This is a genomic window from Staphylococcus sp. Y174-1, from assembly GCF_049897865.1.
Lineage (GTDB): Bacteria > Bacillota > Bacilli > Staphylococcales > Staphylococcaceae > Staphylococcus > Staphylococcus saprophyticus.
Genome location: NZ_JAFCXB010000007.1, coordinates 15,200 through 38,596, shown reverse-complemented (window position 1 = coordinate 38,596; position 23,397 = coordinate 15,200). Strand labels below are relative to the sequence as shown.

At 35.4% G+C, this 23,397-nt stretch carries 19 protein-coding genes, 8 tRNA genes and 1 rRNA gene; all 28 read right to left on the bottom strand.

The features are described 5' to 3' along the window. Positions 1-130: 130 nt before the first annotated feature. Positions 131-206: transfer RNA gene (locus ACP7BT_RS12965), tRNA-Ala, on the bottom strand. A 19-nt stretch (positions 207-225) separates the two neighbouring features. Beyond that, positions 226-299, bottom strand: a tRNA-Pro gene (locus ACP7BT_RS12960). A gap of 27 nt (positions 300-326) precedes the next feature. Further along, positions 327-403: transfer RNA gene (locus tag ACP7BT_RS12955), tRNA-Arg, on the bottom strand. A 13-nt stretch (positions 404-416) separates the two neighbouring features. Continuing rightward, positions 417-505: transfer RNA gene (locus tag ACP7BT_RS12950), tRNA-Leu, on the bottom strand. 8 nt (positions 506-513) lie between these two features. After that, positions 514-588: transfer RNA gene (locus ACP7BT_RS12945), tRNA-Gly, on the bottom strand. A gap of 14 nt (positions 589-602) precedes the next feature. After that, positions 603-675 (bottom strand) — tRNA-Lys (locus ACP7BT_RS12940). A gap of 6 nt (positions 676-681) precedes the next feature. Further along, positions 682-757 (bottom strand) — tRNA-Thr (locus ACP7BT_RS12935). A 13-nt stretch (positions 758-770) separates the two neighbouring features. Further along, positions 771-846 (bottom strand) — tRNA-Val (locus ACP7BT_RS12930). 24 nt (positions 847-870) lie between these two features. Continuing rightward, positions 871-985: ribosomal RNA gene (gene rrf, locus ACP7BT_RS12925) — 5S ribosomal RNA — on the bottom strand. 488 nt (positions 986-1,473) lie between these two features. Further along, entirely contained in the window at positions 1,474-2,961 is a 1,488-nt protein-coding gene (gene lysS / locus ACP7BT_RS12920) for a lysine--tRNA ligase (protein WP_002484186.1), read from the bottom strand. 522 nt (positions 2,962-3,483) lie between these two features. Continuing rightward, complete coding sequence (gene folK, locus ACP7BT_RS12915; RefSeq protein ID WP_002484187.1) at positions 3,484-3,963, bottom strand: 2-amino-4-hydroxy-6-hydroxymethyldihydropteridine diphosphokinase; 480 nt, start codon at positions 3,961-3,963, stop codon at positions 3,484-3,486. After that, positions 3,960-4,328 carry a dihydroneopterin aldolase gene (gene folB, locus ACP7BT_RS12910; protein ID WP_011303861.1) on the bottom strand — a complete coding sequence of 123 codons (369 nt, stop codon included), beginning with the start codon at positions 4,326-4,328 and terminating at the stop codon, positions 3,960-3,962. The genes folK and folB overlap by 4 nt, the downstream gene beginning before the upstream one ends. Further along, positions 4,306-5,109, bottom strand: coding sequence for a dihydropteroate synthase (gene folP / locus ACP7BT_RS12905; protein ID WP_011303862.1), 804 nt, complete (start codon positions 5,107-5,109; stop codon positions 4,306-4,308). Before folP ends, folB begins: the two co-directional genes overlap by 23 nt. 221 nt (positions 5,110-5,330) lie before the next feature. Next, positions 5,331-6,263 carry a cysteine synthase A gene (cysK, locus tag ACP7BT_RS12900; RefSeq protein ID WP_002484190.1) on the bottom strand — a complete coding sequence of 311 codons (933 nt, stop codon included), beginning with the start codon at positions 6,261-6,263 and terminating at the stop codon, positions 5,331-5,333. 155 nt (positions 6,264-6,418) lie between these two features. Then, positions 6,419-7,300, bottom strand: a complete 882-nt coding sequence (gene hslO / locus ACP7BT_RS12895; protein WP_002484191.1) for an Hsp33 family molecular chaperone HslO — start codon at positions 7,298-7,300, stop codon at positions 6,419-6,421. Between the two features lie 205 nt (positions 7,301-7,505). Further along, positions 7,506-9,596, bottom strand: a complete 2,091-nt coding sequence (gene ftsH, locus ACP7BT_RS12890; protein WP_002484192.1) for an ATP-dependent zinc metalloprotease FtsH — start codon at positions 9,594-9,596, stop codon at positions 7,506-7,508. Positions 9,597-9,890: 294 nt separating this feature from the next. After that, on the bottom strand, positions 9,891-10,430 hold the full coding sequence (gene hpt, locus ACP7BT_RS12885) for a hypoxanthine phosphoribosyltransferase (RefSeq protein ID WP_002484193.1): 540 nt from the start codon (positions 10,428-10,430) through the stop codon (positions 9,891-9,893). Between the two features lie 4 nt (positions 10,431-10,434). Next, on the bottom strand, positions 10,435-11,730 hold the full coding sequence (tilS, locus tag ACP7BT_RS12880) for a tRNA lysidine(34) synthetase TilS (protein ID WP_002484194.1): 1,296 nt from the start codon (positions 11,728-11,730) through the stop codon (positions 10,435-10,437). A gap of 201 nt (positions 11,731-11,931) precedes the next feature. After that, entirely contained in the window at positions 11,932-12,330 is a 399-nt protein-coding gene (locus ACP7BT_RS12875; protein WP_002484195.1) for a S1 domain-containing RNA-binding protein, read from the bottom strand. 100 nt (positions 12,331-12,430) lie between these two features. Next, positions 12,431-12,829 carry an FtsB family cell division protein gene (locus tag ACP7BT_RS12870; protein WP_011303866.1) on the bottom strand — a complete coding sequence of 133 codons (399 nt, stop codon included), beginning with the start codon at positions 12,827-12,829 and terminating at the stop codon, positions 12,431-12,433. Between the two features lie 18 nt (positions 12,830-12,847). Beyond that, on the bottom strand, positions 12,848-13,111 hold the full coding sequence (locus ACP7BT_RS12865; RefSeq protein ID WP_002484197.1) for an RNA-binding S4 domain-containing protein: 264 nt from the start codon (positions 13,109-13,111) through the stop codon (positions 12,848-12,850). Further along, the gene (locus ACP7BT_RS12860; RefSeq protein WP_037539114.1) at positions 13,108-14,307 is read right to left on the bottom strand and encodes a MazG nucleotide pyrophosphohydrolase domain-containing protein; all 1,200 of its coding nucleotides are present in this window, start codon (positions 14,305-14,307) and stop codon (positions 13,108-13,110) included. Before ACP7BT_RS12860 ends, ACP7BT_RS12865 begins: the two co-directional genes overlap by 4 nt. Then, positions 14,307-15,860, bottom strand: a complete 1,554-nt coding sequence (locus ACP7BT_RS12855; RefSeq protein ID WP_041080850.1) for a polysaccharide biosynthesis protein — start codon at positions 15,858-15,860, stop codon at positions 14,307-14,309. The genes ACP7BT_RS12860 and ACP7BT_RS12855 overlap by 1 nt, the downstream gene beginning before the upstream one ends. Next, a complete protein-coding gene (mfd, locus tag ACP7BT_RS12850) occupies positions 15,850-19,362 on the bottom strand; it encodes a transcription-repair coupling factor (protein ID WP_041080849.1) in 3,513 nt (1,170 codons plus the stop codon). Before mfd ends, ACP7BT_RS12855 begins: the two co-directional genes overlap by 11 nt. Beyond that, positions 19,359-19,931, bottom strand: coding sequence for an aminoacyl-tRNA hydrolase (gene pth, locus ACP7BT_RS12845; RefSeq protein WP_002484201.1), 573 nt, complete (start codon positions 19,929-19,931; stop codon positions 19,359-19,361). Before pth ends, mfd begins: the two co-directional genes overlap by 4 nt. Positions 19,932-20,123: 192 nt before the next feature. Continuing rightward, on the bottom strand, positions 20,124-20,789 hold the full coding sequence (locus ACP7BT_RS12840) for a 50S ribosomal protein L25/general stress protein Ctc (RefSeq protein ID WP_041080848.1): 666 nt from the start codon (positions 20,787-20,789) through the stop codon (positions 20,124-20,126). Between the two features lie 130 nt (positions 20,790-20,919). Next, on the bottom strand, positions 20,920-21,885 hold the full coding sequence (locus ACP7BT_RS12835; protein WP_011303871.1) for a ribose-phosphate diphosphokinase: 966 nt from the start codon (positions 21,883-21,885) through the stop codon (positions 20,920-20,922). Between the two features lie 147 nt (positions 21,886-22,032). Next, complete coding sequence (gene glmU, locus ACP7BT_RS12830; RefSeq protein ID WP_002484204.1) at positions 22,033-23,388, bottom strand: bifunctional UDP-N-acetylglucosamine diphosphorylase/glucosamine-1-phosphate N-acetyltransferase GlmU; 1,356 nt, start codon at positions 23,386-23,388, stop codon at positions 22,033-22,035. Positions 23,389-23,397: the final 9 nt, after the last annotated feature.

The following is a 23,397-nucleotide window of genomic DNA, read 5'->3' as shown; positions in this document are numbered from 1 at the left end:
GCTCATAAAATACTAATTTGTGTTATCTCTAACACTTGTTTTGAACCAACAATTTAATGTTGCGTTCGGAATTAACGTTGACATATTGCAATTCAGTTTTCAATGTTCATTTCTTCAATAATAATCAATATGGTGGAGACTAGCGGGATCGAACCGCTGACCTCCTGCGTGCAAAGCAGGCGCTCTCCCATCTGAGCTAAGCCCCCATACTATTTTCAAAAAGAGTCGGGAAGACAGGATTCGAACCTGCGACCCCTTGGTCCCAAACCAAGTGCTCTACCAAGCTGAGCTACTTCCCGTATATATAATTAACATGCATTTTAAAATGGTGCGCCCGACAGGGGTCGAACCTGTAACCTCTTGATTCGTAGTCAAGTACTCTATCCAGTTGAGCTACGGGCGCTATATTAAAATGATGGTGCCGAGGACCGGAATCGAACCGGTACGATAATCACTTATCGCAGGATTTTAAGTCCTGTGCGTCTGCCAGTTCCGCCACCCCGGCAAAAATAATGGAGCAGAAGACGGGATTCGAACCCGCGACCCCGACCTTGGCAAGGTCGTATTCTACCGCTGAACTACTTCTGCAAAATGAAACTGGATGAGCCATAGTGGGCTCGAACCACTGACCCTCTGATTAAAAGTCAGATGCTCTACCAACTGAGCTAATGGCTCATGAAATGGTGCCGGCCAGAGGACTTGAACCCCCAACCTACTGATTACAAGTCAGTTGCTCTACCAGTTGAGCTAGGCCGGCTATTCATTTGAAATGGTGGAGGATGACGGGTTCGAACCGCCGACCCTCTGCTTGTAAGGCAGATGCTCTCCCAGCTGAGCTAATCCTCCACATAAAATCAATTCGATTACTAAGCCTGGCAACGTCCTACTCTTGCGGAACGTAAGTCCGACTACCATCGGCGCTAAAGAGCTTAACTTCTGTGTTCGGCATGGGAACAGGTGTGACCTCTTTGCTATTGCCACCAGACAAAATAACTTACTCAATTAATGATACATTGTTTAACGATTATTTGCAATAGTCAATTTTACACTATCTTTAAATTTTCTTTACAAGATCTTCACTTGAATATTTGTTATGTAATAACTCGTTTTTGACGACTTTTATATATTACAACGTTTTAACATTTAAGTCAATAGCTTTTCAAACATTTACTTAAATTATTTTGTTGCATTTGTTAAGCCGTATCTCGTTTCTTTAACTCGACTTGAACTATCTTACCATATAGAAACTGACTTTTCCATCCTTTTTTCAGTTTATTTTTATATTTTTATAGCAGAATCTTACTTAAATGTATCTTATTACTTTAAAGAATTAAATTCATGTACTGATTTTCTTTTAAGTTATATTATATTCGCGATAAACACGCCTTGTAAATAGCATAAAAAAAGATCAATCTTCACACATCAATTACATGATGTATAAAGATTGATCCAGTTCTATTATATTTATCGCTATTATTTTTGTCTCATATAAGGGAACAGTAATACGTCTCTAATAGAGGCAGAATCTGTAAGTAACATAACCAATCTGTCAATTCCGATTCCTAATCCACCTGTAGGAGGCATACCATATTCTAACGCCTCGATAAAGTCTTCATCCATTTCATGTGCTTCATCGTTGCCTTGTTCTTTTTCTACTAATTGCGCTTCAAATCTTGCTCTTTGATCGATTGGATCATTTAATTCAGTAAATGCATTACCGTGTTCTCTTCCAACAATAAACAACTCAAAGCGATCTGTAAATCTTGGATCTTCCGCATTTTTCTTAGCTAATGGAGAGATTTCAATTGGGTGACCATATATAAATGTTGGTTGAATGAGTGTTTCTTCAACTTTTTGTTCAAAGAACTCATTTAATATATGACCATATTTCATATTATCTGTAATTTCTATGCCGTGTTCTTTAGCAGCTATTTTCGCATCTTCGTCACTTTGAATGTTGAAGAAGTCGACACCCGTTTCTTCTTTAACGGCATCGGCCATATGGATTCGTTTCCATTTAGATTCTAAATCTATTGTTTCTTCTCCATACGTTACTTTCGCAGTACCTAATACTTTTTCAGATATATGTCTAATCATATTTTCTGTAATATCCATAATATCATGATAATCAGCGTAAGCTTCATATAATTCAATCATAGTAAATTCCGGATTATGTCTTGTAGACACACCTTCATTTCTAAATACACGACCTATTTCATAAACTTTTTCTAATCCACCAACAATTAAACGTTTCAAATGTAATTCAATCGCAATTCTCATATATAAGGTAGCGTCTAACGCATTATGATGTGTAACGAAAGGACGTGCAGCTGCTCCACCTGCGATTTGGTGCATCATAGGTGTTTCTACTTCTAAAAATCCTTGTTGATTTAAATAGTTACGCATCTCTTGCAATATTTTACTACGTTTAATGAATGTTTGTGTACTATCTTGGTTAGTAATTAAGTCTAAATAACGCTGACGATAACGTTGTTCTATATCTTGTAAGCCATGGAACTTATCTGGGAGTGGACGTAAGGCTTTTGTTAATAAAGTGAATGACTGTGCTTTAACTGATAGTTCACCAGTGTTAGTTTTAAACATTACGCCTTCCACGCCTACTATATCTCCAAGATCTGCAGAATTCCAAATAGCAAATTGATCTTCACCTACTTGGTCTTTTCTTACATAAATCTGTATTTGACCACTTAAATCTTGAACGTGTGCAAAGCCCGCTTTACCTTTTCCGCGTTTCGTCATTAAACGTCCAGCAATACTTACATGACTTTCTTCTTCTTTTTCATGTAATTCTTCTTTGCTAAATTGATCCCAGTCTTCATGTAATGGGGTTGCCATTGAAGTACGATCAAATTTTTGACCAAATGGATCTATTCCTAAATCATATAGTTCTTGTAATTTTTGGCGACGGACCTGCATTTGGTCATTCATTTCTTCTGACATAACTTTCTCTCCTTTATGCTTCTTGTTCTACTTTCACTTTCTATTGCTTGGACTTCTAATTGAAATATTTAAATAAAAATGATCATTTATTACCGAATTTCAACTTAACAAAACATTTTCTGCTTTGTTTATTCTTAGAAGTGAGTATCCTTAAGGATAGCTAAACACATTCATATGTACTTCTCACATTCCAACTTTCTCACTCTTCAATTCTACTAGACGATGCAAACGGAATAAAGTTATTTAAACTTTTTTCTGGATTTTATTGATTCACTTATAAATACTTAATTTCAAATAGATAATCGTGCAACTGACACGCGGCCAGTGATTAAATACTGATAGTTACATATGCAGTTCTTCATAAAAAGCACTAAGTTATACACGTCAATGGGTGCATGCATATATTTTATATGCCTAAATCGCTCCACATGTACTCACACGACTGACAGTAACTCATTAAATTCAATCCATATAATGTACGTGCACATAACCGCTTCAAAAATACGCATTTACGCACATTTATTAAAATTCATATTTTCTAACTGACTCATCTGGTATCACTAAATGCCCTATTTCCTTATTTGAATTAGGTTCAATGACATTCGTTGCAATGTCATTCAATGGAATAAGTACAAACGAACGTTCCAACATACGTGGATGTGGCACTATTAACTCAGATTCATTAATAATTTGATCTCCATATAATAAGATATCAACATCTAAGGTTCTTGGCCCCCAACGTATATCTCTCACTCGATGTAGTTGTTGCTCAGTATCCAAACAGGCTTTCAATAATTCGTTAGGCTCCAATGTGGTTTGAACTTCAATACATTGATTCAAAAATTGCGGTTGATCTACATAACCTACTGGGTCCGTCTCATAAATCGGTGACTTCTGTGTAACTGTAATGCCCTCTTTATCATTTAAAATCGATATGGCCGCTTCAAGCTGAGTCAACCGCTCCCCAACATTACTTCCTAAACCTAAATATGCGTATGTCATGCGCGACTCTCCCTCACTATTTCTACACCTACACCATCATAATGACCTGGTATGGGTGGATTCTCTTTAGTGATTCTGACTTTCGTTTCCACTACACGATTATAGTGTGAATTTATACGTTTTGCAATACGTTCCGCTAGATGCTCCAATAAATTTACCGGCTCACCTTCCATAATTGCTTTAACATCTTCAAATACTTCACCATAGTGTACCGTATCCTTAACATCATCTGACTGACCTGCTGTGCTCAAATCAACATTCATCGTAATATCAACGATAAATATTTGGCCAATTTCATTTTCAGCTGGTAGCGCACCATGATAACTATAAAATCTCATACCATTAAGAAATATTGTGTCGCTCATTATCATTCTCCTTTAAATAATCCATGCTTTGTCCTAAACGAACATTCAGCGCGACATTATGTACTCTAACCGCTTTTACGCCTTCCATTATACCATAGGCTGTAGTAGCAGCTGTTGCTTCATCTCGTTCAACAGGTGTGGTCTCTTGCTCAATCATTTCTTTAATAAATCTTTTTCTACTTGTTGCCAACAGTACTGGGTAACCTGTAGCTACAAGTTCGTCTAATCGTGCCATGACTTCTTTTTCTTCCTCTCTAGTTTTTGCAAACCCAATACCTGGATCGAGCCAAACTTTATGTTGAGGAATGCCAGCCATTTCAGCTTTATTTGCTTGTTTAAGCAAGTACACTAACATTTCATCAACAACTGGTTCTGATCTTTGACCATCGCCATTGTGCATTAACACAATTTCTCCCTCGTATTTTGCAACAATATCAAATATACGTGCATCATTTAGTCCAGCCCATTGATCATTTATCATTGTTGCACCTAATTTCATCGCTGCTTCTGCTACTTCACTTCTATATGTATCGATTGATAGTTGAACGTCTAAGTGACTCAATGCCTTCACTACCGGTAATACACGGTCCAATTCCTCTTCTACAGTAATTTCTTCGAATCCTGGTCTTGTAGATATACCACCAACATCTATAATATCCACACCCTCTTCTACCATTTCCTCTGCCCTTTTCACTGCACGATCGACTGTATTATATTTACCGCCGTCTGAAAATGAATCCGGTGTAACGTTTAATATGCCCATAATTTTTGTATGTGTCATAATCATTTTGCTTCCTTTCACTTATAAAATGATTTTATCTTTAAGTTGTTATCTTATTTCTATAATAACGTTATTTGCTATATTTTTCAGTAATCAGCGCTTAATCCATACATATACCAACCTAAAATTTAACATTATCCTTGAACATATTAAAAGGCACAGCAAAACAAAAAGCCGGTGCACATTTATATGTGCCCGGCTCAATTTCACGTTATATTGGATTAGTCATCAAATGCGAATAAAGGAGTAGAAAGGTAACGTTCACCATTACTTGGCAATACAGTCACTACTGTTTTACCTTTTCCTAATTGTTTCGCTTTTTCAATAGCCGCATAAATAGCAGCACCTGAAGAAATACCACATAAGATACCTTCTTCTTTAGCAACTTTACGCGCCATGTCCATTGCAGTTTCATTACCTACTTGAACTACTTCGTCATAGATATTTTCATCTAAAGTGTCTGGAATAAATCCTGCACCTAAACCTTGTAGTTTATGTGGACCAGGTTCGCCACCACTTAATACAGGTGAATCTTCTGGTTCAATCGCAACTAAGTTAATGTCTGGGTAGTTTTCTTTCAATACTTTACCAGCACCACTTAATGTACCACCAGTACCAACACCAGCTAAGAATGAATCAATTGTTTTACCTTCAAATTGCTGAACTAATTCTGGACCTGTTGTTAATTCGTGAACACGAGGATTAGCAGGGTTCTCAAATTGTTGAGGTTCATAATAACCATGTTCTTCTTTTAATTCTTTTGCTTTTTTAATCGCGCCTTTCATAGCTTCTGAACCAGGCGTTAATACTAATTCTGCGCCATATGCTTTTAATAAATTACGACGCTCTTGACTCATTGTTTCAGGCATAGTGAAAACGGCTTTATAACCTTTAGCAGCACAAACAAATGCTAAACCAATACCAGTGTTACCACTTGTTGGTTCAACAATCGTATCACCTGGTTTGATTTTGCCTGCTTTTTCAGCTTCTTCAATCATCGCTAATGCAATACGATCTTTTACAGAACCACCTGGATTTTGATATTCAAGTTTAACATATACGTCTGCAATGTCTTCGTCTACTACCTTATTTAATTTAACTACTGGTGTGTTACCAATTACTTCTACAATGTTATCTACTGGTTTATTTGTCATAAGTATTGCTCCTTTTCGTTAAAAAGTTTAAAACCTACTTTTTCAATCGGATATACATTCTATTTTATCAGATTTTTCTGTAAATACAACTGCAAAAACTTATTCTTCCAATTTTAACCTAACATACTTATCTGTCTAGTTTCATTCTAGCGGGTTTATTTAATATTATCTAATAATTGCTGTAACTCTTCTTCAGAAAATTGATATTTATTTCTGCAGAAATGACATTCCGCCTCAGCACCATGATCCTCATTTATCATATTTTGAATTTCAGCTTCTCCCAAACCTTTAATCGCATTTAAAAATTTGTCATGTCCACAATTACATTCAAAGTGTGCTGGAACATTTTCTAATATTTGTACATTTTCTTCACCTAATATTTCAAAAAGTAATTCTTCAGGTGTTAAACCCTGATCAATGAGTTTAGAAACAGGTGTCATATGATTAATCGCATCTTCTAGTTTATTAATCGTTTCGTCTTCTGCGCCTGGCATAACTTGTATTAAAAATCCTCCAGAAGCTTTAATTGAATTATCTGGATTAACCAATACACCCAATCCTACTGATGAAGGAACTTGTTCACTTTTTGCAAAATAGTATGTGAAATCATCGCCGAGTTCACCTGAAACAAGTGGACTAGAACCAGAAAAATAATCTTTCAATCCTACATCTTTAACAACTGTTAATGAACCATTCGTTCCTACTGCACGGCTAACATCTAACTTGCCATGATCATTTAAAGGAAAATGGGTTTGTGGGTTTGTGACATAACCTCGTACATTTCCTTTAGCGTCTGCATCAGCAATAACTTTGCCAATTGGTCCTTGGCCATCTACTGTAACTGTTAACTTCTGATTTCCTTTTAGCATTGCGCCCATCATTAATGTCGCAGTCATTGTGCGCCCAAGTGCTGCAGAAGCAGTCGGCCAAGTATAATGTCTTGTTTGTGCTTCTTGCACACTCTCAGTTGTCAAGGCACTGTAAGCACGAATCTGTCCTCCAAAAGCTAAAGCTTTAACTATATAATCATTTGTCATTTTTAAAATTTCTCCTTTAATATTAACTGTGTTTATTATAAAACATTTCATTTTCATGTCTATTTTGGGTTACTTTTTAATAACGCAATTTATTTTAAACTTTCGCACCAAAAATTGCGAAACATCTGTTTGCAATTATATGAACCATAAAAAAACTTCTTTCTACTATTCGTATCATAGCAGAAAGAAGTTTAAAATTCAGTCTTTAGTTTCGACGATCAGGGTCGTTTGAATTACCTGGTCTGTCAATGTCAGGTGCTTGTTCATGGCCAGTTGGCTCTGAATTTTCACCGTCTTTTTCATTGTCACCAGATTCTTCATCTTCATGATCGTCTTTTTGATCATCGTCACTACGATTTAATTGTTCTTTACGCACATCTTCATATGATTTACCGTATTTACCATCTTCGAAGTCATTTTTGTCTTCTTCTACGACTTTAGCTCCGTCATAGTCAACTTCTGGCAACACACCATCATGGAATAATGATTGTATTTGTTCAGCAACTAATGTTTCTTCTGTTAGTAATGATTCAGCAATTAAGATTAATTGTGATTTATGTTCTAACAGAATGTCTTTACAACGCTCATATTGTTCTTTAATAATGCGTTGTACTTCTTTATCAATTTCATAAGCAATTTGTCCAGAGTATTCAGGATCACCTTGCATATCTTTACCTAAGAACACTTGGCCATTGCTACTGCTTGAGAATTGAATAGGTCCAAGTTTCTTACTCATACCGTATTCTGTAACCATTTGACGCGCAATTTGCGTTGCACGTTCAAAGTCATTAGAAGCACCCGTAGAAACTTCATTAAAGTTGATATCTTCTGAAACACGTCCACCAAGTAAGCCACAAATTTTATCTAGCAACTCTGGTTCGGTCATTAAGAAGCGATCTTGTTTAGGTAACATCATTGCATAACCGCCCGCTTGTCCACGTGGAACAATCGTTACTTTATGAACAACTTCGGCTTCATCAAGCACCATGCCAATAATTGTATGACCAGCTTCATGGTGGGCAACAATATTACGTTCTTTTTCTGAAATAACACGAGATTTTTTAGCTGGACCTGCAATAACACGGTCAGTAGCTTCTTCTATATCACGCATATCGATTTTTTTCTTACCTTCACGAACAGCAACTAAAGATGCTTCGTTAAGTAAGTTTTCTAAATCTGCACCAGAGAAGCCTGGTGTTCTTTGAGAAACTGCTTTTAAGTCTACTGTTTCATCAAGTGGCTTGTTCTTAGCGTGAACATGTAAAATCGCTTCACGTCCTTTAACATCTGGACGACCAACTTGAATTTGTCTATCAAAACGACCCGGACGTAATAATGCTGGGTCTAAAATATCAGGGCGGTTCGTAGCGGCAATCATAATGATACCTTCATTTTCGCCAAATCCGTCCATTTCAACTAGTAATTGGTTAAGCGTTTGTTCACGTTCATCGTGTCCGCCACCAACACCAGCGCCACGCTGACGACCCACTGCATCAATTTCATCGATGAAAATAATACATGGTGCATTTTTCTTAGCATTTTCAAATAAATCACGCACACGACTTGCACCGACACCAACAAACATCTCAACGAAGTCAGAACCACTAATTGAGAAGAATGGTGTGCCTGCTTCACCAGCAACCGCACGTGCAAGTAAAGTCTTACCTGTACCTGGAGGTCCTACTAATAAAACACCTTTTGGAATTCTTGATCCCATTTGTTTAAATTGTTTATTGTCTTTTAAGAAATCGACAATTTCAATCAATTCTTGTTTCTCTTCATCCGCGCCTGCTACATCAGAGAAGCGAACACGTTTCTTCTGGCTATCGTACATTTTAGCTTTGGACTTACCAAAGTTCATCATACGACCGCCACCGCCGCCGCCACCTTGAGCTTGGCTTAGGAAGAAAATAAATAATAATGCAATAATTAATACAGGAATTAGTGTAGTTAGAATACTTACAAATACACTTTGTTTTTCTTCTTCTTTAACTGTAAATTTCAATCCGTCTTGGTTTTGTGCTTTATCAGTTATTTTTTCTAATTCTTTATCGTTGTTATATAAAATAGTTGAAGAATATTCTTTATCATCTTTGGTTTTACCGCTTACCATATATACATTTTGTTCAGGCTGTATCTCAAGTGATTTTAAATCACCTTTATCTAGCTGTTTCACAAATTGGTTATATGTAAGTTGTTTTGGCATATTACCATTTCCATTTAAAAATGAAAATAAACCAAATATTATAACGCCAATAATTGCGATAACAAGCACATTACGAAAGGCTTTCTGCATGCGTCGTTTCCTCCTACTTCAATAATAAAACTAACAAAAATTGTAACACAATACATGAGTTTACTGCTAGTATTTCAACTTTTGTACTATGTTTACAATTTTCAATGCTCTATTTTAAATTTAAATTGTCCCTAGTGCACATAAGTTACAAAATTCAATATTTTACAATTTAAGTCACGTTCGTTTTATGTATGAAAAATACTTTTTAAAGCGAACACATAGACATACTGATTAATATATTTACGCTTAGACTTACATTATATAATAATTTTCAGTTTCATAAAATTGTATTGCTTACTTTGAATAAATTTCTGATTTAAGTGTCCCTATATACGGTAAGTTACGATAGTGTTCAGCATAATCTAAACCGTATCCAACCACAAATTCATCCGGAATCTTTTTACCAACGTACTTAGCTTCAATATCAGCTTTACGACGATTTGGTTTATCAAGTAATGTTACAATTTCAAGTGAATTAACACGACGTGACTCCAATAACTCAGTGATTGATTTTAATGTTGTTCCAGTTTCTAAAATATCTTCAATAATTAACACATCTTTATTTTCAATTGACGAACTCAAATCTTTTAAAATTTGAACTTCTCCAGTAGATTCTGTGCCACCGTGATAACTTGAAACATCCATAAAATCAATAGCTAAATGCGTATCAATATATTTTATTAAGTCTGCCATAAACATGACCGAACCTTTTAATATGCCGATACATACAAGCGGTTTCCCATTATAAGCTCGTGTAATCTCTTCACCTAAATCTTTACAAATCTGATGAATATCTTCCTCTGATAATAATATTTCTTTTAAATCATCTCGCATGTTTTTATTCCTCTCCCATATCTCGTATAAAAATTGATTGTTCGTATTTATTTTTTAAATATAATGTGCCAACAGCAATAATCTCATTTTGGGCATTAACCATGACTGGTAATTGATTGCGTTCGGATTGAACGATTTTATGATCAATAAGCAACCTACTTATTTTTTTATGTCCTTCCATACCATTCAACTCGAATTTATCTCCATCTCTTCGTGTACGAATAACTAACGGAAAGTCCCCAACAGGAAAGTCATGTTTAACGTCAATTTGATAATGACTATAGTTGTATATACCAGGGTGAGTAATCTGAATCGGAAAATGTTTCACATCATAATTTGCCATTATTATAAATTTATCATAAGCGATATGAATTATCCATTTATCTGTCGTGTATAATGTGCATTGCGTCAAATTTCCTTCTAATTTTTGAAACCACTCATTATAAGTTTTTTCAGTTATTGAGCGAGTGATTTGAAGTTGTTCAAACAGGTTATCTAACACTGCCATCTTGACACTATGCCTTAAATTTAAAAATTGTGATCTTGCTATCGTATACTTCTGTGTTTTAACACTTTTACGTATATCCTGTTTTATAAATGCGACGGCTTCTTTATTTATCACTTCAAGTTGTTCATCATGCCACTCTTTTAGTTTGATTAATTGATCTGTAGCAAGTTGTGCATTTTCATTTATTTCAGGCAAAATACGATTACGAATGTCATTTCTCACATAATGATTTTGTGTATTTGTTTCATCTTCATAATAAGGTACACGATGCATAACCTGATAATCACGAATTTCATTTTTTGTTGTCGATAATAATGGTTTACATATCTGATAAGATGCGCGTGCAGTTTGATAAGCCATACCTAAACTACTTCTTGTGGAACGTCCAGTCATTACTCGATAAAAAATAGTTTCTATCTGATCATCTTGATGATGGGCGGTCAGTAAGATATCTGCCTTTAATTCATACATCATCTCATCAAACCATTGGTAACGTGCTACTCTTGCGTCATTTTCAATACTATTCCCTTTTTCAATAACATCTGATAAATCTAAGTGCTTAACGTAAAGCTCAACATGATGTGCTTTACAAAATTGTTTGAGAAAATATTCTTCTTCCTTCGCTATCGGGCGGATGTTGTGATTTACATGTAAGCAGGTTAATTTTGTGTATGAATCTTTCAATCTTGTGATTAACTCATGTAATAACACCATGCTATCAACACCTGTAGAAACCGCCAATACAATGTGCTTATCTTTCGTCCAACCCTCAGTATTAACGTTCAGCTTCATCTACCTCCACTCACTCTAAATCTTCCAACAATTAGCCTAATCACTTTGGAATCATCCCATATTACAATAAAAAGAGACTGTTTCCTCAATTAAGAAAACAGTCTTAGATTGTTACGCTCAAACTTAATATTGGAATCATTGATTGTACGTTGTTCTCAATAAATCAGTTAGTTATATATAAAACAGTTGTATTATCTATTATTAGCGTCTAGCGCCTTTGCCACCGCGTCTTGATTCAGTTTGACGTTTGATGGAAGTTAATTTATCTTCGCTATCTTTTAAGAAGTTTGTTAATTTCTTTTCAAAGTCTTCACCTTTGGGTTGTGGTTGTTTATGACTAGGTTTACTTTGAGGTCTACGCGGACGATCTTTTGCTTTTTTAATAGATAGACTAATTTTACCGTCATCAGCAATAGATAGCACTTTAACTTCAACTTCATCTCCAACAGATAAATGATCTTCTACGTTTTCAACGTAATTATCTGCAACTTCACTTATGTGAACTAAGCCACTTTTTCCTTCTGGAAGTTCGACGAAAGCGCCAAACTTTTTAATACCAGTGACTTTACCTTTAAGCTTGTTTCCTACTTCGATTGACATATTGTAAATAAATCCTCCCGATTTGTTTCGATTTTAACCTTATTATATGCCTGTTTGCATAAATTAACAATGGTATTATGATGCAAAAAAATAATTTTCGCTATTTATCTTCTTTAGAAGATTTTGAACCTGCATCCGATTTATCACTCGGTAACTTAAATATAACTTCTCCATCATTACTTAAATAGTAATCATCTCTTGCTACTTTTTCTATATAGCTCTTATCATTTAAGTTGTTAAGTTGTTCTTTTAATGCTAATTCCTCATCTTGTTGCTTTTGATATTTTTCTTCTTTTTGTTGTCGTTCTACAGCATCGTCATTATTACTTTGCTTTTGAGTGACAAGCATGATACACAAAATAATAATAATCGCGAGCAGTATCCCACCAAACAAAGTGATACGTCTGCGTATCACACGTCTTCTCATTTTTTGCTTTTGTTTCTTTTTATTTTCAGAAGAGGTGAACGTATTTCCGATATTTTCAACTTTTTTACTCAATGCTTGCCACCTCCTCTATTATTCTCCGCCAACTTTTTCTTCTTTAACAATCTCATACATGCCTTTTGCGTTTTCTTTAGTTGCATGTTCACTTAACCCTGTTACATTTATTGTTACAATTTTTTGTCCAAAACGAATGACAAGTTCGTCCGTTACTTTAACATCTGTTCCAGCTTTAGCAACTGAACCATTTACAGTGATACGACCTTGGTCACTAATTTCTTTCGCTAATGTACGACGTTTTACCAGTCTTGATACTTTTAAATATTTATCCAGTCTCATGATTTATCTCCTCCTTGCTCTAAATAATCTTTTAAAGCAGCTTCATCTAGCGACATATTTTTTGTTTTATCATACAACTTCATGAAATGCTCTGCAAACACTTTTTCGAATTTCACGCGTTGGACTTTTCCTTCTTTTGCTTTGGCGTCTGCCCAAATGTGTTTTAAATCTTCTTCAGTTTCTGCATGCGCCTCTCCAAAAATGTGTGGATGTCTGCGTATCATTTTTTCGGATAAACTTTGTACTACTTCATTTATATCAAAATAGCCTTCTTTTTTACCAATACTTGCATGTAATAACACTTGTAATAATATGTCACCAAGTTCTTCAATCATATGCCAATCATCTTCATTATCTATCGCTTCAAACAATTCAAACGTTTCTTCCAGTAAATAACGTTTTAACGTTTGGTGTGTTTGAATTTTATCCCAAGGACATCCAATTTCATCATCTACAAGTCTGTCGATAATTCCTGTCGCATAGTCAAAATCACTCATATATGTGGCATCATTTTCAACGCGCTTAATAAATACACTGGTTAAGTTGCTGAAAATGTCTGGATGGTGATCTAATTCGTATAAGGGTGTTTCAATGACATTGGCACCGTTAGCATGCGCACCATCAATAATGAATACAATTTGTTCATCATCGTAACGCGACATCAATGTGACTTTTAAATCTCCAGCAGTCATGGAACTAAACACTTGAGTAATCAGTGTGTGCGTTCGAATATTCAACTGTTCGCTGCTTAAAGAAGTAGCATCAAGTAATGTAAAGCCATCATTAGGGTCAACTTTAACCGCTTCAAAGATATCATCAATGAAACTTTTGCCCCCTAAGACTTTAATTTCAATATCATCATCTTGTTGCGCATAGGCCTCTAACTTAACAGTGGTTGTCTCAGCAACGCGAGGGTGCCCCGGAACTGTATAGACGATATCTGTGTCTGAATTTCGTGCTTTAGTCATAAGTTGAGATACAATGTCTTCATAAACCTCATTAAACCCGCTATTTGATTCATAAACTTCATCAAAACTTTGAAATACGACACCCTCAGAAGTCAATATTTCTATAACCGGATGATCTAACGTACGCGTATAAACGAAGGGGTGATGCTTCAAAAATTTATATACTCCAAAGGGTAATTCATCAATGCCATAATTACCCAATCCAACAATTATAATTTTTCCAGTCATTATCGTTTCCCTCTTTTCATATGGATGAGTTTATCACCCAATGGTAAATGCTTTAACTCTTTAAAACTTAATAGCTCAGTACGAACAATTGCAATGATGATGACGATAACGCCTACACCTGCAGCAACGACCAATTCAACAATACCTGCGACGCGTCCCTGTGTAGGAAGTAACCACATTGTTAGTTGAACGGCAACGGATAATATCAGCATTGTAAAAATTAATTTTGCGACATATTTTTTCATATTACGGAATTGATAATGTTTCAATACGTGATAATGCAAAATGGCAGCAAATAAGATTAATGATAACACTGTGCTTAAACTACCACCTAACATGAAAAATGGCGGTATCAATACTACATTTAAAATCGCTTTACTCACTACACCAGTAATAAACGCTTGAAATATAGGTCGCACTTGATTCTTCACTTGTAACAATGCAATATCCATCATAATTAAAGACACAAATATAACAGTTAGCATATACACTGCTAAAGTTCCGGTTTGGCTATCATTTTTAAAAAATACATGGTTCATGATAGGTAGTAAATTAATCAAACCGATACCCGCAGCAATGCTAAATAGCATAGTAATTTTAATAGAAGCATTCGCATATCTATTGATAAGTACATGATTCTTAACTTTAATCGCATCTGTCAGCAATGGAATAAGGACAAAACAAAATGTGGTAGTGACGATTAACCCCATTTGAATAAAAGATGCACCACGATCATAAATGCCTTTTTGCGTTGTAGATTCTTGAAAACTCAATCCTGTATTCCGCAAAGCATGGATAACGGTAAAGCTATCCACAACTTGCCATACAATCACAATAAGTTGACTTACAGCAAAAATCACAATGGCTAATGCCAATTGTCGCCATGCAACAACCTTATTATGTTCAATATTTAGCGCTTTAAATGCGGTTAATTTGAAAGGTCGTTTCAACACAAGATATATACTAGATGCTAAAAATCCAAAAGCTGAACCAATAATCGCCAATGTCCCAGCCGCATACAGTGACCATTGTTGTGTCATAAATAGAACAATGGCGATAATGATAATGCCAACACGAACAAACTGTTCTATAACCTGGGAAATTGCAGGTATATTCATATTTTGATGCGCTTGATAGTAGCCTCTATAAATACCCAATATACTAACAAATAAGAAACTAAAACTCGATGCGCTTAACATTGGTGCGAGGTTAACATCACCCATTAAGGTAGCAATCCATTTTGCACAGATTAACAAAACTAAGAAAAAACCAGTACTGACAATCTGCAATCCGACTAAAACCTTCATATATTGGCGAGGATGACCGTCTGCTCCAAACATTTGAGTAACAGCACTCGGTATGGCATTCATTGTCAAAATAACACCTAAAGCAACAATTGGATAAACTTGTTGATACGCATACAGTCCTTCGTCACCTAAGATATTTTGATAAGGTACTCGATAGATTGCACTTAATATTTTAACTATGATGAGTGCTAATGTAAGCACAACTACTCCGTTAAAAGCAGATGACTTATCCGTTTTAGATTTCATCAGTTATAACCATACTTTCTTCTAAACTTTTCGTTAGGAATTTTAGACTGTCTAACCAGTTACCTGTTTTATTTAACGTTACTTTCATTTTGCCTTCTTGAACTCCGACTTTCATCGTACGACCAAGTGGCTGTGTCTGTTTAAATAATGTTTCACCATTGATATCTGTTGTACCTTTTTCTGACAGGTAGACTTCTACTTGCTTACCAATATCTTTGATTAACGTCACACCTGCGTGTAACGCATGAACTTTAATTTCCATCATTTCTAATAATCTTTCTACTTCTATTGGATAGTCATTGAAGCGATCGATCAATTCATCTTTAACATCCATTAATTGTGTTTCACTTTCAATTTTACGCAATTTTTTATAGATTTCAATTTTAGATTGTTCATTTGGTATATATTCAGCTGGTAAATAAGCATCGATATTAAGTTCTATTTCAATCTCAGGTGCATCTTGTTTTTCTGCTTTTACGCCACGTTTTTCATTAACTGCTTCTTCCAACATTTGAGAATATAAATCGAAACCAACAGAGTCAATGAAACCGTGTTGTTGTTTACCTAATAAATTACCTGCACCACGAATATTTAAATCTCGCATGGCAATTTTAAAACCTGAACCTAGTTCAGTGAATTCTTTTATCGCTTGTAAGCGGTCCTCAGCAGTTTCAGACAACACTTTATTGGTAGGATGTAAGAAATAAGCATAACCTATACGACTTGAACGTCCTACACGTCCTCTTAATTGATACAATTGGCTGAGTCCGAAACGATCAGCGTCTTCAATAATCAGCGTGTTAGCATTTGGTACATCGACGCCTGTTTCTATAATTGTTGTAGTAACAATGATGTCATATTCATGGTTAATAAAGCTGAGCATCGTTTCCTCTAAATCACGTTCATTCATTTGACCATGTGCTACACCGATATTCGCGTCAGGCATAAGCATTTGCAGCTGTTCTCTTTTCTCGTAAATAGATTGCACTTTATTGTATAGGTAAAATACTTGGCCATCTCTTGATAGTTCCCGTTCCAATGCCTCTTTTATAAAATTCGTATTTTGCTCTAAAACATAAGTTTGTACTGGGAAGCGGTTCTCTGGTGGTGTTTCTATAACGGATAAATCTCTCACACCTAGCATACTCATATGCAATGTACGTGGAATAGGTGTCGCTGTTAATGTGAGTACATCTACATTGTTCTTCAGTGATTTAATACGCTCTTTGTGACGTACACCAAAACGTTGTTCCTCATCTACTATAAGCAAGCCTAAATCTTTATACTGAATATCTTTACCTAACAATTTATGTGTTCCTACAACGATATCAACGAATCCTGACTTTAGTCCTTCTTTCGTTTCTTTAACTTCTTTTGTAGTTCTAAATCTACTTATGAGTTGTACTTCTATCGGAAAGTCTTGCATACGCTCTATCAACGTTTCATAGTGTTGTTGTGCAAGTATCGTCGTCGGCACAAGAAATGCTACTTGTTTACCTTCCATAACTGCTTTAAATGCTGCACGTACAGCAACCTCTGTCTTACCGTAACCTACATCACCACATAGTAATCTATCCATAGGACGCTCAATTTCCATATCCTGTTTGATTTCTTCTATCGATTTACTTTGGTCGGGTGTAAGTTCGTATGGAAAATCAATTTCAAAATCATTTTGTTCTGCTGTATCAGGTCCAAATTTATATCCCACAGACATTTCACGTGCTTTATATAGCTCTATCAATTCATCAGCCATATCTTCAACACTTTGTTGTACTTTGGCTTTTGTTTTTTTCCATTCTGTTCCGCCAAGCTTATTCAACTTAGGAGATTTGTCTTCTGACGCAACATATTTTTGCACTTGATCCATCTGATCAACGGGAACAAATAACTGGTCGGTGCCTTTATATTGTAATTTAATATAATCTTTATGCACGCCACCTACTTCAAGTGTTTCAACACCTAAATATCTACCAACACCATGATGGACATGAACGACATAATCGCCAACTTTCAAGTCTTGGTAAGATTTGATTTTTTCAGCGTTCGTTAACGTTTTATGCTGTTTTGGTTTTTTCTTTTGTTTTGATTTAAATAATTCTCTCTCTGTGACAACAACTAATTGCATGTAAGGTAGCTCAAAACCTTCTGACAAACTACCTTCTGTAATAATGGCACTGCCACCTTCATTTCGACGACTTGGTGTATCAATAAAGGTAGGTATATGCATTTCATTTAGCATAGATTGAATGCGTTCTTTTTTCGTTTCCGTTTCTGCAAGTACAACAATCGTGTAATCATTTTGAATAAATCTTTGGAATTCAGAACGCATAATATCATACTGTCCATAAAACTGTTGTACTAGTTTACATGAAAATTTAATGATTTCATTTAATTGAACAGGCATCGTTGCTGTAAACAATGTAAAGTAGGTAACCGCAAACGGTTTTAATAAATTTTCAAAACCTTCATATTGTAGAAAACTTTGATCAATAAAACCTTTTCCACTTTCAATTAAATTTTGCATAAATTCATCTATTTCAGTTACAAGAGTTGTTTCAGTTTCTTTAATTCTATTATATTCATCTACAGCAATAATGGCATCCTCTTTAAAGTAATCCATAATCGTTGCTGGCTGTTCATACATAAATGCTACTAGTCTACGAAGCACTTGATGATCAAACATTTCTGCTTCGAATAATTGAAAACTTTCATAAGTTTCTTTTAATTCATTTCGCACAGACTTTTCAATTTTTGGACGTGTGTCTTCATATGCTTGCTTTAGTTTATGCTTTGTATGTTTAAGCACATCTTCGGTAATGATATAGTCACTAGCAGTTGTGATATCAACATGTTCGATATTGCCTTCAGAACGTTGAGATTCTACATCAAAATCACGTATAGAGTCTACTTCAGTATCGAAAAATTCAATACGTACTGGCTTACCAATTAATGGGTAGATATCTACAATCCCACCACGTAATGAAAATTCTCCTATATGTGAAACGACACTTTCTCTACGATATCCCATATTTACAAGCTTATTTAAAAATTCGTCAATGTCGATATCGTCGCCTACATTTAGCGTTAATTGATGCGATTTCCACATATCTACCGGCGTGAGCCATTTTTTCAATCCGTTTAAAGGTACGATAAATAACCCTCTCTCTTCTTGAGCAAGTGCCGTTAATGTTCGCACGCGTTCACTCATAAATTGAGGGCTTTGTGTTGAAAATTCTTCTGTCATAATATCCTGCATCGGATATTTATATATTTCACTATCTTCTACAAATTGCAGTAAGTCACTTTCTAACTTATCTGCTTGATAAAGATTGTTTGTAACAACAAGTAGTTGCTGCTCACTCTTCAAATATTTTTCAGCTATAATCGTTGCTTTTGCGGCACCAGATAGTCCGGTTACTAAAACATTTTCTTTACCAAATACTTCGTTTAACTCTTGGTATCGTTTGTCTTCATTTATATATTCTGTAATTATTGATTTCACTTAATCTCACCATTATATTCATTCATTACACGGTCAAATCGATTACTTTCTATATAAGCTTCGATCGCTCGTGCAGAATGTTCTATTACTTTATTCATCGTTTCCATTTCTTGATTTGAAAATTTTTGCAAGACATAGTCTACGATGGCCATGCCATTTGAAGGTCGATCAACGCCGATTCTAATTCGTTTGAACTGGTCTGTTCCTAACATTTGAATAATGGATTTCATGCCATTGTGTCCACCAGCACTACCTTTTTGTCTGAGTCTAATTTCACCCTGAGGTAAATCTAAATCATCATATAAGACAATTAAATCCTCTATATCAATGTCATAGTATTTCATCAAAGGTGCCACTGCCTCACCTGACAAATTCATCATTGTCATAGGTTCTATGAACATTACTTTTTCTCCAGCTAAACGCTCTATTGTGTACGCACCTTTAAACTTTTGTTTATCTAAAGAAAATCTATTTTGCTCTAACATAAAATCTATGACTTCAAAGCCAATATTATGCCTTGTTTGTTCGAAGCGTTTACCTATGTTGCCTAGGCCTACAATACATTTCATTACGTTACCTCCACTCTCTGTATGCTCATTATCTAATATTTATATAAATTATATGCTTTACAAGTTATGTATTTTGTATCATTCACTATAATAACATAAAAAAGCACCCGCTTAACGTATTAAGCATGGTGCTTTTTATAAGATAATATTGCGTTGATACATCAACACATGACATCAACTCAAAAAGAAAGATTATTCTTCTTCTTTTTGGTCTTCGTCACTTTCATCTTCTTTTTCTTCGCCTACAACTTCTGGCTCTTCAGTAGCTGCTTCGCCTTCCATTGCTTCGATTTCTTCTTCAGTAGGTTCTTCAGTTGGAGGAACTACTGTTACGATTGAATCACTAGCTTCGTTTTCAATAGTGAAATCACCAGAAATTTTGATATCTTCAACAGAAAGACTATCATTTATTTCTAATTCACTGATATCAACTTCGATTGATTCAGGGATGTTATCTGGAGTAGCTGTAACTTCAAGGTTGAATAATGGTTGTTCAACAACGCCGCCCTCTTTAGTTCCTACAGCTTCACCAACTAATTGAACTGGTACTTCTACAGTACGTTCTTCAGTCATATTGATTGCTAAGAAGTCAATATGAGTGATTTGGTTTTTAAGTGGGTCGAATTGGTAGTCTGAAACCATTACTTTAATTGTTTTAGAACCTACGCCTAATTCGATTACACCGTTACGTCCAACTTCACGGATAACTTTGATAAATTCTACTTCGTCTACTTTAACTGAAGTATTTTTTGTACCGTAACCATAAACGATTGCTGGTACTTTACCAGTGTTTCTTAGTGTTTTAAGGTCTGAACGCGTTTGTTTACCTTGACGAATAATTGACTTTAATGAAGCCATATTCAGTTTCCACCTTTCATAAATGCTCTATCTAAGAGCTCCTCATTTGCCCATCAACAATCTGTTGCTTGCAAATGTTTATTTATCGTGATATTTCACGAACGAAATTATTATACATTGTTAAAGGCTATTAGTCAAATAGCACACTAACTGATTCGCGTTCATATACACGTATAATTGCTTGAGCCAATAACCCTGCTACTGATAATTCTTTAGTATTCTCTGGTTTACGTTTTTCATCTAATTGAATGGAGTTTGTAACTACAAGTTCTTTAATCGCTGAGTTTTCAATACGTTCTTTTGCAGGACCTGATAGTACAGGATGCGTACAACAAGCATAAACATCTTTCGCACCTTTGTCTTTTAACGCTTGGGCAGCCAAAGTAATCGTACCAGCCGTATCTATAATATCGTCAATAATAATTGCTGTTCGACCTTCAATTTCACCAACAATATTCATCACTTCTGCAACATTTGGTTTCGGACGACGTTTATCTATAATCGCGATTGGTGTTTTAAGTATATCTGCAAGTTTACGAGCTCTTGTCACCCCACCGTGGTCTGGTGATACAACAACACACTCTTCAGGGTCGATATCTGTCTCATTTTTAAAGTATTGCGCTAAAATCGGCACACCCATTAAATGGTCAATTGGCATATCGAAGAAACCTTGTATTTGAGGTGCATGTAAATCCAATGCAATCATGCGGTCTGCGCCAGCAGTTTCAATTAAGTTTGCAACAAGTTTTGCTGTGATTGGTTCACGACTGCGCGCTTTTCTGTCTTGGCGTGCATAGCCATAATATGGAACAACGATATTAATGTTCGCTGCTGAAGCACGTCTACAAGCATCTATCATGATTAACAATTCCATTAAATGTAAATTTACTGGATTTGATGTTGGTTGAATAATAAAAACATCACAACCACGAATACTTTCTTCAATATTGATTTGAATTTCTCCATCACTGAAACGTTTTACAGAACATTTCCCTAATTCAATTCCAACATGATCTGCCACTTCTTGGGCTAACGGTTCATTACCCTTCAAAGAAAATATTTTCAAAGCAGAATTCTTATACTCATTGTTTAACATTTATAGTCCTCCAATTAATTCTTTCAATTCGTTTTGGTTTGTAGACAAGGCAAAACTTATATCGCTCAGCAACATAAATAATTGTTATGATTATCTTTAACTATATTGATTTTAACAGTTTAAGTAAGCTTGTCTAAACATTTGTGTTTATTTTTTCAAATAACCTTCTTTAGTCGTTTGTCTAGCTCTCGCTAACGCTAAACTGTCTTCTGGTACATTATCAGTGATTGTTGATCCTGCGGCTATAAATGAACGATTACCTAAAGTAATTGGTGCAACGAGATTCGTATTACATCCGATAAAGGAATCATCACCAATGACCGTCTTAAATTTATTAATCCCATCATAGTTAACTGTGATAGAACCACATCCAACATTCGTTCTTTCACCTATTTCAGCATCACCAATATAACTTAAGTGAGGTAATTTGGCTCCTGCTTTCACCACTGATTTTTTAACTTCAACAAAGTTACCAACTTTTACTTTTTTACCTATATCTGCACCTGGACGAAGTTGTGCAAACGGACCAATCGTAGCATAATCATCCACTATCGCTTCATTAATGACAGATTGTTTAATTGTGACATTTGAACCTATTTTACTATTCGTAATTTCCGTATATTGTCCAATAACAGTATCTTCACCAATCACGCTATTGCCAGAGAGTTTCACACCAGGCTCAACTACTGTATCTTCACCAATTCTAACATCAGCTCCGATATAAGTCGTCGCAGGGTCAATAATTGTTACACCGTTCTTCATATGCTGTTCGTTAATGCGTTTTCTAAAAGCTTTTTCAGCTTCGCTAAGCATTACTCTATCATTCACGCCCATGATTTCCTCAAAATCATTCGTATGGAAAACTTCAACAATACCACGATCTTCTAAAATTAAAGAAAGTACATCAGGCAAGTAATATTCGCTCTGTGCGTTGTCATTTTTGACTAATTCTAGTTTTTCGAATAGGACTTGATTATCAAACGCAAAAATACCTGAACTAATTTCATTAATTTGTTGCTCTGCATCTGTTGCATCTTTTTGCTCAACAATACTCACCAAACGTCCTTCTGAGTCATGTAAAATACGTCCATAACCGAATGGATTTTCTGCTGTCGCTGATAAAACTGTTGCATGTGCTTGATTGTTCTCGTGATGTTCAACCAATGATTTCAATGTTGCTGTCGTAATCAATGGCGTGTCTCCACAAACCACTAACGTCGTCCCTTGACTTTCACTTAAATGCTCACTTGCCATTTTAACAGCATGTGCTGTACCTAATTGTTCTTCTTGAAAACTATAAAGCGATGTGTCTCCAAGTGTCTCTTTGACACTATCTGCACCGTGTCCAACAATGGTAACAAGCTGATCTATTCCAGATTGCTTCACATTATCTGCAACATGTTCGATCATCGTTTTACCTGCTACATCATGAAGTACTTTGTATTTCTTTGATTTCATACGTGTACCTTTGCCTGCTGCAAGTACTATTGCATGTCTTTGCATGTATGTTAA

What these genes read in the sequence shown, in the direction of transcription:
- cysK (WP_002484190.1), bottom strand. Translation starts at nt 6,263, where the DNA reads ATGACAAATAAACCAGTAGATAACATTGTAGAAGTAATTGGTAACACA.
- ACP7BT_RS12840 (WP_041080848.1), bottom strand. Translation starts at nt 20,789, where the DNA reads ATGGCTTCATTAAAGTCAATTATTCGTCAAGGTAAACAAACGCGTTCA.
- lysS (WP_002484186.1), bottom strand. Translation starts at nt 2,961, where the DNA reads ATGTCAGAAGAAATGAATGACCAAATGCAGGTCCGTCGCCAAAAATTA.
- hslO (WP_002484191.1), bottom strand. Translation starts at nt 7,300, where the DNA reads ATGACAAATGATTATATAGTTAAAGCTTTAGCTTTTGGAGGACAGATT.
- pth (WP_002484201.1), bottom strand. Translation starts at nt 19,931, where the DNA reads ATGAAATGTATTGTAGGCCTAGGCAACATAGGTAAACGCTTCGAACAA.
- folK (WP_002484187.1), bottom strand. Translation starts at nt 3,963, where the DNA reads ATGACATACGCATATTTAGGTTTAGGAAGTAATGTTGGGGAGCGGTTG.
- ACP7BT_RS12865 (WP_002484197.1), bottom strand. Translation starts at nt 13,111, where the DNA reads ATGAGACTGGATAAATATTTAAAAGTATCAAGACTGGTAAAACGTCGT.
- ACP7BT_RS12855 (WP_041080850.1), bottom strand. Translation starts at nt 15,860, where the DNA reads ATGAAATCTAAAACGGATAAGTCATCTGCTTTTAACGGAGTAGTTGTG.
- ACP7BT_RS12875 (WP_002484195.1), bottom strand. Translation starts at nt 12,330, where the DNA reads ATGTCAATCGAAGTAGGAAACAAGCTTAAAGGTAAAGTCACTGGTATT.
- folP (WP_011303862.1), bottom strand. Translation starts at nt 5,109, where the DNA reads ATGACACATACAAAAATTATGGGCATATTAAACGTTACACCGGATTCA.
- ACP7BT_RS12835 (WP_011303871.1), bottom strand. Translation starts at nt 21,885, where the DNA reads ATGTTAAACAATGAGTATAAGAATTCTGCTTTGAAAATATTTTCTTTG.
- folB (WP_011303861.1), bottom strand. Translation starts at nt 4,328, where the DNA reads ATGAGCGACACAATATTTCTTAATGGTATGAGATTTTATAGTTATCAT.
- ACP7BT_RS12860 (WP_037539114.1), bottom strand. Translation starts at nt 14,307, where the DNA reads ATGACTGGAAAAATTATAATTGTTGGATTGGGTAATTATGGCATTGAT.
- ftsH (WP_002484192.1), bottom strand. Translation starts at nt 9,596, where the DNA reads ATGCAGAAAGCCTTTCGTAATGTGCTTGTTATCGCAATTATTGGCGTT.
- tilS (WP_002484194.1), bottom strand. Translation starts at nt 11,730, where the DNA reads ATGAAGCTGAACGTTAATACTGAGGGTTGGACGAAAGATAAGCACATT.
- glmU (WP_002484204.1), bottom strand. Translation starts at nt 23,388, where the DNA reads ATGCAAAGACATGCAATAGTACTTGCAGCAGGCAAAGGTACACGTATG.
- hpt (WP_002484193.1), bottom strand. Translation starts at nt 10,430, where the DNA reads ATGCGAGATGATTTAAAAGAAATATTATTATCAGAGGAAGATATTCAT.